The 19,648-nt window shown below is 34.4% G+C and carries 15 protein-coding genes and 1 riboswitch; of the genes, 3 read left to right on the forward strand and 12 right to left on the reverse strand.

What is annotated here, in order from left to right; genetic code table 11:
• Positions 1-1,073 precede the first annotated feature (1,073 nt).
• The 3 genes from F8154_RS13050 to F8154_RS13060 are packed head-to-tail and all read left to right on the forward strand — an operon-like array spanning position 1,074 to position 8,261.
• Positions 1,074-6,008 carry a cytidyltransferase gene (locus F8154_RS13050; protein ID WP_151862066.1) on the forward strand — a complete coding sequence of 1,645 codons (4,935 nt, stop codon included), beginning with the start codon at positions 1,074-1,076 and terminating at the stop codon, positions 6,006-6,008.
• On the forward strand, positions 5,983-7,224 hold the full coding sequence (locus F8154_RS13055) for a lactate/malate family dehydrogenase (protein ID WP_151862067.1): 1,242 nt from the start codon (positions 5,983-5,985) through the stop codon (positions 7,222-7,224). Before F8154_RS13050 ends, F8154_RS13055 begins: the two co-directional genes overlap by 26 nt.
• Positions 7,221-8,261, forward strand: a complete 1,041-nt coding sequence (locus tag F8154_RS13060; RefSeq protein WP_151862068.1) for a flavodoxin family protein — start codon at positions 7,221-7,223, stop codon at positions 8,259-8,261. The genes F8154_RS13055 and F8154_RS13060 overlap by 4 nt, the downstream gene beginning before the upstream one ends.
• A gap of 37 nt (positions 8,262-8,298) precedes the next feature.
• Here F8154_RS13060 and F8154_RS13065 read toward each other — a convergent pair whose 3' ends face one another.
• The 12 genes from F8154_RS13065 to F8154_RS13120 form a co-directional block, all read right to left on the reverse strand.
• A complete protein-coding gene (locus F8154_RS13065; RefSeq protein ID WP_151862069.1) occupies positions 8,299-9,900 on the reverse strand; it encodes an NAD(P)/FAD-dependent oxidoreductase in 1,602 nt (533 codons plus the stop codon).
• 14 nt (positions 9,901-9,914) lie between these two features.
• A complete protein-coding gene (locus F8154_RS13070) occupies positions 9,915-11,159 on the reverse strand; it encodes a BaiN/RdsA family NAD(P)/FAD-dependent oxidoreductase (RefSeq protein ID WP_151862070.1) in 1,245 nt (414 codons plus the stop codon).
• Positions 11,160-11,242: 83 nt separating this feature from the next.
• Positions 11,243-11,977 carry an RIO1 family regulatory kinase/ATPase domain-containing protein gene (locus F8154_RS13075; RefSeq protein WP_151862071.1) on the reverse strand — a complete coding sequence of 245 codons (735 nt, stop codon included), beginning with the start codon at positions 11,975-11,977 and terminating at the stop codon, positions 11,243-11,245.
• Positions 11,977-12,726, reverse strand: coding sequence for a molybdopterin-guanine dinucleotide biosynthesis protein MobB (locus tag F8154_RS13080; RefSeq protein ID WP_151862072.1), 750 nt, complete (start codon positions 12,724-12,726; stop codon positions 11,977-11,979). Before F8154_RS13080 ends, F8154_RS13075 begins: the two co-directional genes overlap by 1 nt.
• Before the next feature lie 14 nt (positions 12,727-12,740).
• Entirely contained in the window at positions 12,741-13,478 is a 738-nt protein-coding gene (locus tag F8154_RS13085; protein WP_207706888.1) for an energy-coupling factor transporter transmembrane component T family protein, read from the reverse strand.
• Positions 13,459-14,124: an energy-coupling factor ABC transporter ATP-binding protein gene (locus F8154_RS13090; protein WP_151862073.1), complete on the reverse strand. Its 666-nt coding sequence runs from the start codon at positions 14,122-14,124 to the stop codon at positions 13,459-13,461. The genes F8154_RS13085 and F8154_RS13090 overlap by 20 nt, the downstream gene beginning before the upstream one ends.
• 131 nt (positions 14,125-14,255) lie before the next feature.
• Positions 14,256-14,945 (reverse strand): energy-coupling factor ABC transporter ATP-binding protein, encoded by a 690-nt coding sequence (locus F8154_RS13095; RefSeq protein WP_151862074.1) that lies wholly within the window; start codon positions 14,943-14,945, stop codon positions 14,256-14,258.
• Positions 14,942-15,454, reverse strand: coding sequence for a molybdopterin-dependent oxidoreductase (locus F8154_RS13100; protein ID WP_151862075.1), 513 nt, complete (start codon positions 15,452-15,454; stop codon positions 14,942-14,944). The genes F8154_RS13095 and F8154_RS13100 overlap by 4 nt, the downstream gene beginning before the upstream one ends.
• Positions 15,447-16,943, reverse strand: a complete 1,497-nt coding sequence (locus F8154_RS13105) for an alkaline phosphatase family protein (RefSeq protein ID WP_151862076.1) — start codon at positions 16,941-16,943, stop codon at positions 15,447-15,449. Before F8154_RS13105 ends, F8154_RS13100 begins: the two co-directional genes overlap by 8 nt.
• A gap of 88 nt (positions 16,944-17,031) precedes the next feature.
• Positions 17,032-17,592 (reverse strand): ECF transporter S component, encoded by a 561-nt coding sequence (locus tag F8154_RS13110; RefSeq protein ID WP_151862077.1) that lies wholly within the window; start codon positions 17,590-17,592, stop codon positions 17,032-17,034.
• A gap of 20 nt (positions 17,593-17,612) precedes the next feature.
• Positions 17,613-18,710 (reverse strand): molybdopterin-dependent oxidoreductase, encoded by a 1,098-nt coding sequence (locus tag F8154_RS13115; RefSeq protein WP_151862078.1) that lies wholly within the window; start codon positions 18,708-18,710, stop codon positions 17,613-17,615.
• Positions 18,710-19,156: an FMN-binding protein gene (locus F8154_RS13120; RefSeq protein WP_151862079.1), complete on the reverse strand. Its 447-nt coding sequence runs from the start codon at positions 19,154-19,156 to the stop codon at positions 18,710-18,712. Before F8154_RS13120 ends, F8154_RS13115 begins: the two co-directional genes overlap by 1 nt.
• Before the next feature lie 185 nt (positions 19,157-19,341).
• Positions 19,342-19,460, reverse strand: a riboswitch (molybdenum cofactor riboswitch).
• Positions 19,461-19,648 lie beyond the last annotated feature (188 nt).

Genomic DNA, 19,648 nt, shown 5'->3' on the forward strand with positions numbered 1-19,648 from the left:
AGGCTGTAGCCAATAACGCATCTACACCAAATGAACCATTATGTAGTGAAGCAAATGCAAACATAGCTATAAAGGGAACCATGTATGAGGATGACCATACAGGAATCAGGTAATAGGCTTAACTAGTGTCGGGAGGACGGGGTTATTGACAACTTGAGATAAAAAGTTACCAATAACCCCGTCCCCCGACACACTTTTGTATAAGAACCTATTTACTTATACATATTAATTCAATGTGTTTGTATTGTTATAATCTTGTATCAGTTCATTTGGTAGCACTATCCATCAAGAAGTGTGGGGCTTCATCCACCGTTTGAAGTTACAATGTAAACTATTTATCTTAGGCATAGTCACTTTCCTTAACTGTTAACTCCCTAACACTATTATGGAACATTCGTTCCTATTAGTCAATATAACAACACTAATGCTTAACAGAGCCTTTTATTTTAATTTTGTTTTTTGTTCTTTCATTATTTGTTCTTTCATTACTCATTACTCATTGATTTTTTCCATTCAACATTCAACATCTTCATTGATTTATCTTTCCAACTTTACACTATTAACTTTTAATTATGTATTCTTGTTTTCCATTTTCAATTTTCAATTTTCAATTATGTTTTCTTGTTCTTATCTCTTATCTCTTAATTTTTCATTTTTCATTTTTAATTTTTAACTTCTTTTCTAGTTTTCAATTTTCAATTTTCAATTATGTCTTGTTATTTTTAATTCTTAACTCTTAACTCTTAATTAAGGTTTGTAACTTTTATCTTTTAATTTTTTATTTTTGATCCTGTTTTATGGTTTTGATTCTTTACTTACCTATTACCTATTACCTATTCCTTATTACTTGCTATTGTAGTTTTCAATCTTCAATTATGTCTTCTTGTTTGTATCTCTTAATCCTTAACTCTTAACTCTTAACTCTTAACTCTTAATTCTTAACTCTTAACTCTTAATTTTTAGATTTATCTCTTATCTCTGCTCTTTATCATTCATTTCTACAAAAAACCTTTATTAATGCTTTTATCATAGGATATAATTAGTAATAAGACAATCTTTTGAGGGGGTGTATCATGGAAAATATTTCAGCAAGAAAGTTGTATCATGAGGTATGTCAATTATTACTAAGCCCTGACTTTTTAAACAATCTACAGCTAGATATGACTATTGTAAAGAAAGAGATTGAGGCTCCTTATTTTATAGAAAAGCTAACCCATATAGCAGATGAGAATGATTACAGTAGTATTGCTGTTTATAACTTAGTTGAAAACCTGCTTAATATATGTTGGGGTAAAGAAAAGCCTGATAATCCATTATTCTATATTTATCAGTTTTCCTTAAGTTTTTCCTTTCCTGGATCAGTGGAAATAGACCTACATAAAAAGTGGGATTCTTCATGTTATTTATATTTAAGGGTTCTTAGATTAATTTGTAATATTGAAAGGCAAACTAATGGAGCAAGCTTTCAAAGCTTGTATCCTCTTCAGTTTCTAACACCTGATGAAATGGAGGACTACAGGGTTTCTCAAGAATATAGAGGCTTTGTTAATTTTTTTAAGAGTGAGTACATATATGAAATGATGAAGCTTAATCAAGAGGTTATAGGTCATAACACCCTAGACCATATTTGCGGTGTTCATCATCTTGCTCTTTTTATTGGTAAGCAATTATTCAATACAGGTATACCTATAGATTTAGGCAGAGTATCTGGTGCTGCAGCGGGACATGATTTAGGGAAGTTTGGCTGTAAAAGCTGGGAGGCTAAAAGGGTAGCCTATCTACATTATTATTATACAGACCTATGGTTTAAAAATCATGGAATAACCTACATTGGTCATATTGCTCTAAACCATTCAGTTTGGGACTTAGAGCTGGAGAACCTATCTATAGAATCGTTAATTCTTATTTATTCAGATTTTCGTGTAAAAAATGTAAAGGTTAATAATCACTTTCAAATGGATATATTTAGTTTAAAGGATTCATTTAAGGTGATTTTAGGTAAGCTAGATAATGTAGATACTACAAAGGAAAGACGCTATACCCGTGTATACAACAAGTTAAAGGATTTTGAGGATTACTTAGTGGATCTTGGTATAACTATTGATATCAAAAATAAAAGTATGGAAAGAACTAAGGAACATAAAAAATATTATTCTCTAATGGGTGGGGATTTAATTACTAAGCATTTAAAATATCTTGCAATACAACATAATGTAAACCTAATGCATAAGCTACGAGATGAATCCTCATTAAATGAGATATTGGAGTTAGCAAGAAGCGAAAAAAATCCCAAAGCACTACGGGAGTATCTCGATGTTTTCTATGAGTATTCTACATATCTTACTCAAAAGCAAAAAATTATTACTCTAAGATTTTTATTTGAACAGTTAATACATCCTGAAGAAGATATCCGCAGACAGTGTGCTGAGATAATGGGTATACTTATTAGTATGTTTGATGAGGATTATAGAAAGGAAGTTCCCGAAGGAGTAGTATTAGCACCAGCAGAAATAACAAGCTGTGATCTATTTGATGACTACCTACAGCAGATGATTTATCCAGATCATAAAATGATTCCCCTACATAGAAACTGGGTAGGCTACAATATGCAAATATTAATAGCTTCATTATTTAAGAGTTGTCAGAGAGCCCAGGTTTATGGTTATAGGAAGGTTATACTTAAGTATTACAAAAAGAAATCTTTTTATGATGAAATAAACGTTTATTTATTGGAGTCTATAAAGCATATTCCTGTTGATAATAGTATTCATGATCCTTCTTTAGAGGTTTTATTCTCTTATATTGAGGATGGTTTAAAATGTAAAGACAGTGACATCAGAATTTCAGCTCTTGAAACAATATACCACATATTTAAGTCAATAGAATTAAATAAAACCATATTAAATAGACTTAAAAACTATTTAGAAATGGATAATCAAAATACAATACTGGCAGAAAACTATCTGAAGTTGAAGTTAGCTGAATTACTAGGTTTTGAGGATAAAATGCTTTACCAATACCGTCAGCTTATGGAGTCTAGCATTGAGAATATTTCAGACATATTCTTGAGTAATTTAAAAACAGCAACCAATTGGGTAACAAAAAAGGTACAGGTTGAAATGCTTTTAGAATATTTTTTAAACTATTCTAAGGTGGATGGACTTTATACTACAATGCATTTCTGTAATCTTCTAAAGGTTAGTGCTGTAGAGGCTGTTAGAAATCGTGCTGGAAACGCTTTAGTGGATATTTTTCCACATTTACCAATAGAGCAGAGGAATGATATAGCAATCGAGCTTCTTAGAGCTTTAGAAATTGAAGGCTATCAATTCACAAAATATATACCTGGTTATCTAGGACAAATACTTATATATTTGCAGCCCTATGAGCTAGACGAAATATTAGAGGATTTAATTGATAAAATTAAGCAATCCAATACTCAAATAAACTCACTTCTTTTAAGAACAGTTGGAATACTTATATCAAACTACTGGAAGTACCACGAAAGCTTTGTTAAAGATGAAAATCAGTTTAACAGTAGACTGAGGAAAATGCTTGGAATATTGTTAAATGGTTTGGTTCACGATGATTTACAGATAAAGCAAATTTCATTTAGTGTAATCGGTAAAGAAATATTTGCCTCTAAAACAATTTCTTTAGAGGAAAAGCATCATATATTCCAGTTAATTAGTAAAAAAGTTCTCACATTATTAACTGATATTAAAGAAAATGAACTGCTGTTTTTAACTAACTCAGCAGGTCTAAATAATATTTACCGTTTTATATCTGAATACATTTTTCTTGAAGGAGCTATTGAAATTCAAAGCCCTAAAAAAATTGCTTTCTTTCCAGGTACCTTCGATCCGTTTACATTAGGTCATAAAGAGATTACTAAGGCCATAAGAGATTACGGCTTTGAGGTTTATCTTGCAGTAGATGAGTTTTCATGGTCCAAAAGAACACAGCCTAACTTAATAAGGAAAAAGATTATTCACATGTCCATTGCCGATGAAATGGATATATATCTATATCCAGAGGATTTTCCTACTAATATTGCTAATCCATGTGACTTAAAAAGATTACAGGACAATTTTCCTTCTGCAAAGGTCTATATAGTTGCAGGAAGCGATGTGCTAATAAATGCATCGGCCTATAAGGAAACACCTAAAAAAACCTCAATACATAGCTTTTCCCATATAGTATTTGAAAGAAGAGCCAATAATGATTATCAAGATGTAAATGATACAATGCTGGTTAAAGCTATTAACAATATTCATGCCCCAGTTATTAGATTAAATCTGCCACCACAATATGAAGATATAAGCTCATCACAGATTAGAAGTAATATCGATGAAAATAGGGACATATCAAAACTAATTGATCCACTTGCTCAGCGGTTTATATATGAAAATAGTCTGTATCGTAGGGAGCCTCAATACAAATCCTTACTTCAAACCGTTTCAATATCAATAGATATAATTGAAGAATATAACCATGAGCTAATATCATTAATAACAAAAATATTTCATGATGGTAATTCTAATCACCATGAAAATATAAGAACTGTTTTTAGTAAGCCCTATGGAGGTATTATCCTAATAAGGGATACAAATGACCCCCATAAGATATTGGCCTATTCTGCTATTCATTGGGTACCCTCAGATTCACTTTACAATGAGTTTAAAAATAGCGGTATAACAGAATACATAAGAAGGCACTCCTGTGGAAGAGTAATATTAATTGATGGAATATATGCATTGAATGATCCTAACCGAGACTTATATCAAATTATATTAACCGAGACAATTACCCATTGCTTAAAGAAGGATTATAGCTACTGTATTTATCAAAATACTATAGACTATAGACATAACCCAAAGCTACATGAGATAGTTGAGCTTCATGGCTTTATAAGAGTTCCATGCAATGATGATAAAAACCCAATTATGGCAGTTGATATGTCTAATCCATGTACACTAAGCCTAGATTTGGAAACCATTATTAAGGAGCCCTTTAAAAGTAATGCTAATATTATTGATTGCATAAAGGACACAAGAAAAGCTCTTCAAAAATCATTAACAGACTTGTACCCTGGTAATTTAGTTTTGTCCTTCGATAGAAACATAATTGATGAAACCCTAGTTAGAAAAATTTGCTTTGAGAATAATGTTTTACCTGTTCAAAGTAAGCCTAGACAGTTGGGAGAACTAATGTGTGTACCCTTTGGTAATATACTTAACCGTATGATTGTACCAAACACCATTACTAAATCCCTCCATACTGAAAAAATGTTTGCACCAGATGTGAAGGGCTTTACCATTGCAGCATATCCATATTACCTAGACCTTAAAAATCAAATTAAGATGATACGTTCCTTCAATAGACCTGTTCTGTTAATAGATGACATATTAAACAAAGGGTATCGTATTAGGGCTCTTGACCCATTATTGAAGTCAGAGAACATTAATGTTAGGAAAATTATTGTTGGTATACTTTCAGGTAGGGGTAAGGAGCTAATGGAGATTCAAAACAGAGATGTCGATTGTGCTTACTTCATTCCAAAGCTTAGGCTATGGTTTAATGAAAACCTATTGTACCCCTTTATTGGAGGAGACACCCTTTGGCGTGGAGTATATCCCGAGAAGGGCTTGCTATCTTCAATAAACCTATTATTCCCTTATACATCACCTTCATTTATTCAGGGAGTAACCAATGAAGCTATATATAATATTTCTGAAGTATCAATAACAAACTCAATTAAAATACTTGAGGCTTTGGAGGTTGAGTACCAAAGGGTAAATGAGCGTAAGCTCACACTTTCTCTACTAGGGGAAGTAATTCTGTACCCCCGTTGTCCTGACCAGGGAGAGAATATGTATTACGATTTAAACTTAAATCCCTCCAGTTATCTTAAGAATGACCTTGAGTTATTGAGAAGACTAAAGCCAAGTATTATTTCTAGCCATACAGGAGGGATAGAAAATGTATTTTTATCAACACAAAGGTAAAATAATGTTCTCAGTTAAGGAGTTTCCCTTTTTAACTAAAATAGACGAAGAGACAGCCAAAAACACCAATGAACAGTTATATTACTTGAAGGAGCTTAATCCCCTTTTATCAAGGAAAGGCTACAGGGTTACATACCCTAATCAGCTGTTTCAAAAGGAGGAGGGATTAAATATTCTTCTAAAGGATACTTGTGATGAAAAAGTCCCCCACTGGCTCTTCTCCAAAGTTGAAGCTAGAGACGTGGTTTCATTGAATATTAGCTACCATGATTGGGAGGAGCAATTGAACTATAAAGGACCTTCTAAATGGAAAGTAAACATAGCTGGCTTAGGAGATGTTGGCAGTACTTTGCTTATAGGTTTAAGGCTGCTTGGTGGCGATTATATTGATGAAATTGGGATTTACGACAGAGACATAAACAAGCTAAATCGCTGGGAAAAAGAGATAAACCAAATACATGAGTTTGGAGCTGATAAAAAACAACCAATTGTTACAGCCATACCCCTTAATGAGGTTTTTGACTGCCACTTGTTTGTATTCTGTATTGCTGCAAGGGTGCCTGCAATAGGCGAAGAGGATGTTGATGTTAGGATGGTTCAGTTTAATCAAAACTCTGAAATACTATCTACCTATGGTCAGCTTGCAAGGGAAAAGGGCTTTAAGGGAATATTTGCAGTTGTTTCTGACCCTGTAGATTTACTATGTAAGTCACTCTTAGAGTCCAGTAATACCACAGCTACTGGTAAAAGGGATTTTAAAGGATTAGCTCCAGACCAAATTAGGGGTTATGGATTAGGAGTTATGAATGCTAGAGCATTGTATTATTCTAAAGAGCTACAAAGGGCTAAGCACTATGAATTGGAGGGTAGAGCCTTCGGCCCCCATGGTGATGGATTAGTAATTGCAGATAGTATAAGCAATTATAATGATGAAATATCTTTATTGCTAACTGAAAAAGCGAAAACAGCAAATTTAAGGGTTAGAGAAACTGGCTTTAAGCCCTATGTTGCCCCTGCCCTTTCCTCTGGTGCCCTATCCCTTTTAGCTACAATAGGTGGTGAATGGCATTATAGTGCTACCTACATGGGTGGTGTGTATATGGGGGCATTGAATAGATTAAAGTCGGGATTTACAGAGGTTGAAGCCTACAACTTGCCTAAGGCTTTAATGACAAGATTAACTGAAACCTATAAGCAATTGGAGCGAATAATATGATTTATGTAATTAAACCAGGTATAATATCATCTCAACTGGAGGCTATGGTTGAAGCAGCTATAGGGAAATCGGAGTATTTTCTAATAGAAAACAAGCATCAGCTATGTAATCTTAAAAATAAGAAAATATTATTTGCTATAGAGGTTAATTCAATCGGGATAAGCATACCTCTATTGGAGATATTGTCTTATTTATCTGTTAAAAATCATATGCCACTACAGGGGTCAAGTGCTGTCATGTTAGTTCACAGCAATAATCAATTATACACAAAAAGTATGGCTGCCCACATTGCTTTTATAGTTAATCAAATGGGCTGCAGCTTTATAGGACAGCCCCTAGTGGAAGCAACTGGTGATTTAAGTAATTTTACAACATGGCAAAAGGTTATGGATTTATCATTAGTAGATATATCACTGGAGCTTTCAAGCCAGCTGGGGGAGCGTTTAAGGAATGAGGTTGTTAGAAAAACACAAACCCCCAAAATTCTAGCTTTACATTCCAGCTTTCGTGCCACATCCAACACATTGAGTTTATGGGGTATGATTAAGGAGCATATTCATGATTGCAGTATTGATGAGCTTCATATTGAAAATGGTTCGGTTTATGATTGCTATGGCTGCTCCTATAAAACCTGCTTATCCTTTGGTGAGCAAAATAGCTGTTATTATGGTGGTGTTATGACTAAATCTGTTCTGCCTGCTATAGAGGAGTCCGATGCCATAGTGTGGATATGCCCAAACTATAACGATTCAATATCCTCTAACCTTATGGCTGTTATAAATAGATTAACTACTTTGTATAGAAGAATTAGTTTTAACAATAAAATGGTTTTTTCTGTAATTGTTTCAGGTAATTCTGGTAGTGACTCAATAGCTAAGCAACTGATAGATGCTTTAAATTTCAATAAAGGCTTTTATCTACCACCTAATTTTTCTATAATGGAAATTGCCAATGACCTGGGTGCCATTTGGAGGGTTGAGAATATTGAAGAAAAGGCAAAGGCTTTTGCTGAACACATGTTAACACAAATTAAATGAAAAACATAAAACTAGAAAAGTGGAGCTTTTCTAGTTTCTATTTTTTATTTAAGGGTTTATATTTTTTAACCACAGCCTCCGCCACCTTAATTCCATCTACTGCTGCTGAAATTATTCCGCCAGCATATCCTGCACCTTCTCCTGTAGGATAAAGTCCTTTAATATTACCTTCATAGTTTTTATCCCTAACAATTCTTACTGGTGAGGAGCTTCTGGTTTCTACTGCTGTCATTATAGCATCATGTAAAGCAAATCCTTTAAGCTTATTATCTAATCCTAAAATTGCCTCCTTCATAGCTGTGATAATATAATCAGGAAGACATTCTCTTAAATCAGTTGGTGTAACACCAGGTCTATAGGAAGCCTTTACATCACCCAATTCTTTAGTTGGTGTATCCTTCAAGAAATCACCAACTAATTGTACTGGTGCATTATAATTTCTGCCCCCTAAAACAAATGCCTTCTCCTCTAGGCTTTGCTGTAGATAAACCCCTGCTAAAGGATGGGTATCATTAAAATCTTCAGGGTTAACACCAACAAGTAAAGCACTATTGGCATTTTCCTTATCTCTTGAATAGTAACTCATACCGTTTGTCACCAGTTTTCCCTCTTCTGAAGCAGCCGCCACAACCTCTCCTCCTGGACACATACAGAAGGTGTAGGCAGTTCTTCCATTTTCACAATGATAGGAAAGCTTATAGTCTGCCGCCCCCAGCTTTGGATGTGTTGCAAATGCACCATACTGACTTTTATTTATCAGTCCTTGTGGATGCTCTATTCTTACACCTACAGAAAATGGCTTCTGGTGTATCTCTACTCCATTATCATTTAACATATGAAAGGTATCCCTTGCACTGTGGCCTACTGCAAGAATTACTAGGTCAGTATTTACTTTTATATTATCATTAACTAAAACACCTGCTAGCTTACCGTTATCTATTATTAAATCTGTAACTCTACTGTTGAAATGAACCTCTCCACCTAAGGCAGTTATTTTTTCCCTAATATTTTTAACTATCTCTCTAAGCTTATCTGTGCCAACATGGGGCTTGTAATTATATAATATTTCTTCTGGAGCTCCTGCAGAAATTAGCTCCCATAATACCTTTCTACACCTCAAGTCCTTAATTTGAGTAGTTAGCTTCCCATCAGAGAAGGTTCCTGCACCACCCTCTCCAAATTGAACATTTGACTCTGGATTTAGCTTGCCATTTCCCCAAAATCCATTAACATCCTTACTTCTTTCGTCTACCTTCTTGCCCCTTTCAAACATAATTGGAGCAAAGCCCATTTCTGCTAGTATTAGTGCTGCAAACAATCCCGCTGGTCCTGTTCCAATAACTACGGGGGGTTCCTTAAGCAATTGACTTCCAATTTGAACAGATTCATATTCCATATTGGGTGTTATAGCTACATTATTTCCCTTGTATCTTTCAAGAAAGGCTTTTTCGTCTTTAAGCTTAACATCAACTATATACACAAAGTATATTTTATCCTTTTTTCTTGCATCTATAGATTTTTTATAGATAAAATATTCAATTAAGTCCTTATCTTTAATCCTCAGTTTTTTTAATATTTCATGCTTTAGCTTGTCTTCATCTGCATCAATAGATATCTTAATTTCTGACACTCTTATCATGCTTATTCTCCATTCTAATCAAAATTCAATGCTGCAGCTTCACCAGCTATAAACCCAGAGGACCATGCCCACTGTAGGTTATAGCCTCCACAGTCTCCATCAATGTCTAATAGTTCCCCAACTATATATAATCCCTTAACTAATTTAGATTCTAATGATTTTGAGTTAACGTCATCAACATTTATACCTCCTGCTGTTACTTGGGCATGCCTCCAGGGCTGTGTACCTGTAGCTCTAAAACTCCAATTCTTAAGTACCGAAGCAATAGCATTTATTTCAGTAGAATTAACCTGCGAGCATGGCTTTTGAAGTCTATTTATTCCTGCTTCCTTTAAAACAACTGGTATTAGCTTTTTATTAATTAACCCTATAAAGCTTGTGTCCAGTGGTTTTTTAGGATGATAGGCTAGTCTTAATTGTATTTGCTCAATTAAATCCTCAATTATAATCTCTGGAAAGAGGTCTACCTTTATTATGGGGGTTTTGTTTTCCTTTATTAGCTGGGATACTCCTCTGCTTAGCTGTAGGATTGGCGGTCCTGAAATTCCATAGTCAGTAAATAGTATTTCTCCACCCTCAACCCCTATAGGCTGATTTTCATTAATTAGCGAAGCTTCTCCATTAAACTTTACACCCTTTATCTTCTTTAAAAAGTCTGCGTCAAGGGTTACCTGTACTAGTGCAGGTATAGGATCAATCAATTTATGTCCTAAATCCACTAATAAATTATAGCCGCCACCATTGGAGCCTAATTGTGGGCTTGCCATACCTCCTGTAGCAACAATCACCTTGTCACCCTTTATTTTACTTCCGTCCTTGGCAATTACCTCAAAATATTTATTAGCTTTTTTTATTCTTACAACCTCTTTTTCACATTCTTCTCTAACATTAAGCTGTTGCAGCTCATACCTTAATACATCTAAAACACTGGAGGCTTGATCTGAGGTTGGATAAACCTTGCCACCCTCCTCCACCTTGCATTTTATACCTAAAAAGTCAAAAAAGCTCATGGTTTGCTCTACATCAAACTGTTTTAATGCAGCTAGGGCAAATTTAGGTGATCTACCATGAAATCTATTAATATCCATATGTATATTGGTTAAATTGCATCTTCCATTACCTGTAGCTAGAATTTTTTTGCCTACTCTATTTAATGCTTCAAGAATAATTACTTCAGCTCCATTTCTAGCTGCTGAAATTCCTGCTACTAAGCCAGCGGCTCCTCCACCAATTACCAATACTCTTTGCTTTATTGCCATAGAAAATGCTCCTTATTATTAATTGAAAATATTTTATCACATCAATAAAACCTCTAAAATTAACTTTCCACCTTAATTTATTATTAATACGTGTTTTTGTCAATGGTTTGATTATTCTTGCTTTTTCTTCTTTCTTTTATTAGCTTTAATTCGTTACTTATCTCCTTTTCTAAAGCATCCTTATCTAAAGATAGTAAAGGTATTGCACTTTTTTTGAGCTTCTCCACCAGCGAAATTTTCCACGGGGTCCATTGTGGGTCATAGGTAGCTATAAATGCACAAAGCTTGCCTATATCTTCTTCAACCTCTCCTTCGGTGCAGCTTTCAAAATCTACTCCAACTAAAACTTCCCCAGCAATGAAATTTCTTAAGTGTATATCCTTTAATATAATTTTTTTACCAGTAATAGTTTTTGAATAGCAGTAAAAGCTCTTTAGCCAATTTAATAAATCATATGTCACATATTTTTCTGCCCTATACTTCATCAGCCTTCCTTCTGGAGTTTTTTCTTCTGCTTCATTTAACACATCAACTAAAGTTTTTCCCATTATACATTCCATTATAATACATTTATCCTCTACACGATATACACGTGGAACAGCTAAGCCATGTTTATACAGTTCAGTTAAAAGGTGTACTTCCTTTTGGAAGCTTGAATATGATTGCATAAAATTTTTAACTACCACACACTTGTTAAAGCTTATATTACCCTCTATACAGGTGACCCTATATACCTCATTTTTTTTGCTTTGGTATTTTTCATCGACGGTATACTTAGATATATTGGTGGTTTTTTCGAAAACTTTATAGGGAAACATTATTCCTCTCCTATCTCAATAGCAATCCTTTGGTGCTGTTTATAACCCTCCAGCTCCTTCACTATTCCAATTACCGAGTTATAAAGTATCCTTTGTACAAAGGGAACCATAGTAATATCTGTATCACCAATAGTTAGCCTTATATTTTTTTGAGATATTATACAATCCTCACGCTTTGCCTCACCTTTTATAATTTTTTTAAGTAGTTGATGGCAACTATATCCACATATGCCACAGCATTTCTCAGGAAATTCTGGTAGCTTTTCAAATACTTTAATCTCTATTAAATCAACTAGCTTTTCTATATTGTCTATTGAGCTTATTACTGGAATACCCTTATATTCTTTTATTTCATTTGAAATTCTTCCTGATATTGCAAACACAGTTCCATCTAGCCTCTCATCTATTTCTTTAATGCTATGGGCAGTTATTATTTTGGGGACATTAGAGTCTGTCACACCCTCTAAAACTACATACTCCTGTTCATAAAATCTCAATATCTCAGCTATTGAAAGTCTTTTAGGAAACAGAATATCCGTCTCATAGTAGCCCCTTGCGGTTACCAGCTCAGCCCCTGCCTTTTTATGTCTAAATGTATTACTGCCCTCTTCATCTATAGCAAACTTCTCAAAATGTATTTCCTTTACGCTGCCTACTGAAAACCTTCTCTTTTTTAATTCTTTAATAATATTTTCAATTGTTGTTGTTTTTCCAGACTGAGTGATACCAAAAACAGATAATACCTTCATCCTTATCCTCCTCCCTAACCTAGATAAACCGTTACTATTGTAAAAGCACCTACTAAAAAAGCCGCCATTAGAAGATAGTCTACTTTAGATAGCTTTAGCCTTTTAAAGCTTGATCTTCTTGGATATATACCAAAGCCCTTACTTTCCATTGCAATGGATAGCCTTTTAGATTTCATTAGTGTAGTTGCAACAACAGGCATTAAGACATATGAATATATTTTCATTCTCTTTCCTATTGGAATTTTATCTAACTCTATTCCTCTAAGCTGTATAGCATTTACCGTATCCTTTATCTCATCAACAAAAAGGGGAAGAAATCTTATTCCTATAGAAACCATAAAGGCTATCTCATATGGTATCTTCCATTGTATGAGTCCTTGTACTATTTCACGTGGGCTTGAAGTAGATATTATGGTGGCTGATATGATAATGATACACATTCTAATGGCTAATAGAATACCTTTTGTAAATCCATCTATGGTTAATAGGGTAATAGAACCAATTCTTAACAGGGGTATTCCTGATGAAAAGGAGCTTTGTATTATAATAATAGCCATAAAAAGTAAAGCCAGCTTTTTTAATTTCTTAAATAGAGCTAGGGGATTATTACCAAAACCTAATGCAATAATAAAGGTTATTGAGAATATCCCTAAAAGCAAGGCTATATCTTTAATTAAAACAGCTAGGCTGGATATTAAAATAACAGCCGTTAATTTAGTTCGGGGGTCTATTTTATTTTCTCTTATCAGCAACTATTTCCCCTCCAATTAACTGAATAATACGAGTAGATAGGTTATTTATGAAATCATCATCATGACTAATAAAAACCATTCCAACTCCCTTTTTTTGTAGCTTCTTTAAGATGTTAGTTAATTGTTTTTTTCTTTCAATATCAAGGCCAGTGGTTGGTTCATCTAATATTAGAAAGGAGGGATCATTAATTAGGGTGCCTGCAAGGGCCAGCCGTTGTTTCTCCCCTTGACTTAAGGTAAATGGAAACTGATTAGCCAGGTGCTTTAATTGAAATAGCTCCATCATCTCCTGGGCCTTTATTAATATCTGTTGTTTCTCTATACCCTTAATCCTTAAAGAAAATGTTAGGTCCTCTTCAACGGTGGGTGCAAATATTTGTCTTTCTGGATTCTGAAATAAATAACCTACTCTTTTTCCAATGGCTCCTAGCTTTAAATCTTGACTATTTAAACCATCAATAAATACATCACCCTTTGAGGCTTTTAAAATGCCTGCCATAAGCTTTCCAAGCGTAGTCTTTCCCCCACCATTAGGGCCTATAACTCCAGTGAAATCCTCCTTAAGCAATTTAAGGGATACATCCTTTATTATAAATTGGTTATCCTTGTATTTAAAAGACACATTATTTAAATCTATAAAACCCATAGGTATCACCACCTTATAAAGAAAACTTAGTTCAGATGGAGTTTTAACTCCACCTTAACTCTAGTTGCCCTTATTTCGAAGCTTGGCGGCACTTCTCTCCCACTTAAGAAGCGGGAGTGTTAGTAACGCCGCTAAGATAAGCTACCATTAAAATCAAAAAGCTTTCCCTCTCTTAATACCATTACTCTATCTGAAATATCTAAGTTAGACAGATCGTGCTCTATCATAATTATTGCTTTTCCTTGCTTCTTTAAGGCTTTAATCTTATTCTTAATCAGCAGCTTACCAGCCTTATCCACCTGTGACATTGCTTCATCAAAAATAAAAATCTCTGGTTCAAGGCTTAGTACAGATGCCAGTGCTATTAGTTGCTTTTGTCCACCAGATAGGTGGTTTGGATTACTGAATCTAAACTCCTCCATACCCACAACCCTTAGAGCGTCATCAATTCTATAGGTGATTACATCGGTTTCTAAGCATAAATTTTCTGGACCAAAGGCTATTTCATCTTCAACGGTTGGTGAAAACAGCTGGGTATCTGGGTCTTGAAACACAATTCCTATTTGCTTTATTATATCAACTCTGCTTAAATCTTTAAGTGATCTGCCATTTAAAAGTATTTCACCCCTTAAGCTTCCTTTATCTAAGTGATTAAATATACCACTAATGCAATGGCATAGGGTGCTTTTACCGTTGCCACTAAGACCTACAATTGTTAGCACCTCTCCCTTTTCCACCTTTAGGTTTATTCCCTGCAGAGTATCTTCTTCCTTACTATAATATCTAAAGCATAGGTCTTTAACCTCTATTGTATATTTCACCTTAATTCAACCTCTACAACAAATTTTGCCCATCTTTGGCTAAAGGGATCTTTCCTTATAATAATTTGATATGGACCATTACCCCCCTCTGCCTTTGTACCAAGGGGCTCTCCATCCTTCTCATAGGCAACATATATATTATCCTCTTCTAAAACCTCTTCTACTGTAAGAGCAACTGTATATCCATCAACTGACTTAATTATAACTTGTTTTTTCTCCTCTAAGTTAACCTCTCCCCAATTAAGGATAGCCTTTAAGGGTACTCCTTTATATTGATGCTCAACAGCATCCTTTCCACTGCTTTTTAGGTTTGCTTTGAAGGCTTCCTCTCCAAGCCCTTGAATCAATTGAAAATCAACCTTGCTTATTTCTTCTCCATCTTCCTTTATAGTTATCTCTGCATTATCTATCATTGCTGCCTTGTCCTTAAGACTATCTCTATTTATATATGCTGTAATAGCTACTAATCCTATTAGTATAAGAATTACAATTAAGACTTTTTTATTCATTTGCCAATCCTCCTTCAATAACTAAATAGGGTACCATCATATCTTCCATAATAAAAGCTCCATGGCTACCTATCTGTCCCTTTGAATGCATTCCGTGGTCAGATGTAATAATAATTTTGCCTTCCCATTTATTGCTTATATCCTCAATGTATTTATCAAGGGTTTGCAGCATATTCATAGTTTCCCTGCTTAAATCACCAGTGCTATGTCCATGGGTATCTAAGCCTTTAAAATGTACTAAAATCAAATGGTATCCATTATTAATTTCCTTTAGTGTCCTTTCATACACCTCGTCATCCACTAAGCCACTATTATTACTGTCAATATTTAATATTGGTTCTATTTCTGTATTTAAAACATTTATTGGGCCTTGAATTAAGGCGGCCTTTTTGTCGAGGTTTAATGCTGTGGCAAATATGGATGGTACCTTTAGCTCTCTTTGCTCTCTTGAATAAACACCATTAACTGATGGTGGTTCTCCAGTAATTGTTGCAGCAAACCCTGCATTTGTGACGGGCTTGTAAACAGTACTGGCCTTTTGGGCCTGGGGTTGGGATTTTAAGAAGGGTGTATAGCCACTATTCATGCCTTCTATATATTGGTGATAGCCAAAACCATCTATAAGGAATATTAATACCCTTTCGTTTTTGTCTAGAAAATGCAATGTATCATAATAGGTATCCATATTACTTACTATTGGTGGATTCATAAATATTCCCTTTACATCCTCTATCATTTCCTTGCTATTATTATTTAAAAAGTTCATTTGATTACCTATAAGCTCAATATAACCATTTGCATCTACATAGCCGTAATCTCCCTTAGCCCCCATTGCAAGAAGCCTTGAGTCTGGAGGTATGTCTATTAAATCCTTGAGCTTTTTTACCTTTTTTGTTGTATATACTGTTGAAGAATTATCCATTCCATTTTTTGCAGCTGTTGCTGTTCCTTCGAAATTGTGTAAAACATCATAGCCTTGTAAATAGAACTGTCCTGCTGTTATATTTAATATATTCTCTACTGTGTTTATTATATTTAATCCTTCCTCCCAATTTCCTTCTTTAGAGACTATTACTATTTCTTTAACCATTTTAATATTACTACTGATGGGATGATATTTGTTTACAAATTCCCATCCATTTAAGCTTGAAAATGTAATACCACAGTCTTGAATTTCATCTATTTTAGATATGAGTCCATCATTACCAACCAATAACACCTCAAAATCATCAGCTATAGGCTCTGCTGCTTTAATTATATCCACTAAGCTTATAAAATCCATTATTACTTCTTTATGCTCCATTTTATAGAGGGGAAAATTATGGTTATAGCTTATGGTTACAATCTCTTCCACATCACCAATAATCTTAAAGCTTGGAAAGTAGCCTAATGGTTTGCTTGAGGCTTCAATATATTTGCCTAGGTATAACCCAATGAATAAGACCACCAGCATTAATAATACTAGTGTGATTTGATTTTTAGATCTCATTTTGTCTCTCCTTATTATTTGGGAGCTCCATAGCTCCTACTATTTTCAATAAAACAGTATACTATGGAACTCCCTAATAAAACTCTACTCATCCACTATTATTTATTACATCGTATTTTTTGAACTGCTTTATTATATTGTAGGCAATTATTCCTCCAATTCCCCCCGACAGTGCTGCACTACTTAAGCTAAGCACTAGAGGTATTATGGGTAATTGAAAAAAAACAATATTAACTAAGAAGGTACCGCTTATATTGGCTGCTATACCAGCAGCAAAGCAGCAGCCTAAGCAACAGCCTCTATGACCTGTTAAAAGCAAAACTAAATCTACAGAAATACCAGGCAACAGGTAGGTTATTAGGCTTATAATCCCGTGGGTTCCAAAAACACCAATTGCCACCACCATAATTGCCTGTACAAGTGCTATTAAAGTGGCTGTCCCTCTTTTCCCCACCAGACCTGCACCTAAAACTAACCATAGCATATAGAAGCCCCCTGCTATTACACCACCAGGTATATACAATGGTCCAGTAATAATATGGGTTAATGGAACAACTACAGGCTTAATAGCTATTCCCAGTGAAGCCATCATAGCTATTATTACTAAGTCAAATACTGAAAACCTACTTAAGAATCTTTTTTTTGCCATTGTATACCTCCGTTAAAGTTTTACTCTATCACCTCAATTGAAAGTAGTCCCTTTACCCTTGTATTTTTAGGAAGTCCTTCAAATTGAGTTCTTAAATCTCCTTCTTCTCCAATGTATACTATACCCCTTTCTAAATCCTCAGCTGTTACCTCTACGCTATAGCCGTCTATAGCTGTAAATCTATATAGCTTTCCTTCCTTTAATTGAATTTCATCTGCTATAGCCTTTATTGGTGTTCCCTCTTTATCGTCAACTGTAATAGATTCAAAAATAGCTTCTCCACTGTTAAGACTAAAGAATCCATATTTTCCTTTAGAAAATTGCAAAATGTTTTTTACATACATACCCTTTGGAACATCAGGTGATAAAAACATTGGGTTAGCCTCACCAGTAATTTTAATGTAACCCTCCTTAAATATCGTCAAGGCTTCATTTTTCTCTAAGCCATCAGTTGCCTTAATATATATATCCTCTTCTCCACTGCTGGCAAATTTATCAATTATGTCCTTTGTCTTTACTGCATAATCGACGCTGTCATAGTAGGTATATTCCTCCTGTGGCACAAGGGTAGTGGCTGCTTCAAGAAACACAACTACATCAACCGTAGCTTTTTCTACTGCTTCAAGAACTTCAATGGTAGTTAAATTTCTAACCCAATACATAGCCCTTTCTTCTGGAATAATCACCCTTACAGGTTGAGTTTTTTCATCTAAAGCCTCTCCATCAATTTCATAGGCCAGTATAATATCCCTTGTATTTACAACTTCTTTAGGCACATCCATAGAATATCCATCCCCTGCAGCCAGTCTAATAGCCTGTAGGTCTTTTTGAGAATAGCCTAAATCCTTAAGTACATCCTCCAAGAGGCTGCCAGTTACCTGAAATTTATTTTCTTTTCCACTGGAATTTACAGATACTACATCTTTAGTAACTGAATTATAGGTCTTTAGTTTTTCTACTGTAATTTCAATATCATCTGCCTCTAGTCCTGTAATTATAAAGCTATTATTTATATTACTATTTGCTATTTCATCTGCTGAGGTAGATGCATTATTACATCCAGTCAATAATAACCCTAGTATTAAAACCATACTAATAACTGTACAGAGCTTTTTCATTATAGTTCCTCCCCTTTTATACTTTGGTAATTTGTAAAACAACTGTTAACCCCATTAATAACTGCTTCACTGGTTACTGTTGCCCCAGTAATGATGGTAATTTCTTCTTCAGCTTTTGCAGCAATTTTGGCAGCCTTAAGCTGCTTATCTGTTGTTTTTCCAATAAACCTTTCTAAAAACCATCCTTCTGTCACATATCCTCCGTATGATGGTGTTTCAGTATGTTCCAAAACATCAACCTTTAAAATTTTGTTTTCATCAACACTAATTGATACAAGCAGCTGTAGCTTACCATTGAAGCCTTTACCATCAACAATTTGCAAAAGTCTTTTGCCTCCCCTGGTATCCTCCAATAAAAACACACCATGAATATCATCTGCTTTATATTTTTCTAGGCTTGTCAATTTATCACCTGTGTTTAGTTGTTCTTCTATTATTGTTGGCATTTTACTATTATCATTATAAAAACATCCAGTTAAGACCAAAAACAATAGAACTGTAGTTAAAAGCTTTAATAGTTTAATGAACTCACCCCCTTATTTACTGATATTATGAATATAGGCCTGTGGAGGAGCTAGCTTTAAAATATTAAAGGACGCCCAGTGGCGTCCTTTAAACAAAGCAAGAATATTGCTATAGGTTAACGACTCCTTTCCACAATGGGAGGCATAAAGGTTTCCCTTTATACCCACGGCTTACTCTCCTTAATTACACATTTTAGGAATAATAAGCTCGGAGATTCTGAATTTTCAATTATTTTATATAACTATCATACTTAATTATGTATTCATTTGTCAATCCCTTTAATTATTTTACTGATAATTGATCTTTTACCCCGAAGTTTTGCAGCAAGTTAACTCATATGTGAGTCTGAATCGAAGTGAAATAAATTGGTTCAGACATTTTTTATTTTATTTTTATTTCATATTTTTGTGTTA

This window comes from Alkaliphilus pronyensis (genome assembly GCF_009017275.1).
GTDB classification, from domain to species: domain Bacteria; phylum Bacillota; class Clostridia; order Peptostreptococcales; family Natronincolaceae; genus Alkaliphilus_C; species Alkaliphilus_C pronyensis.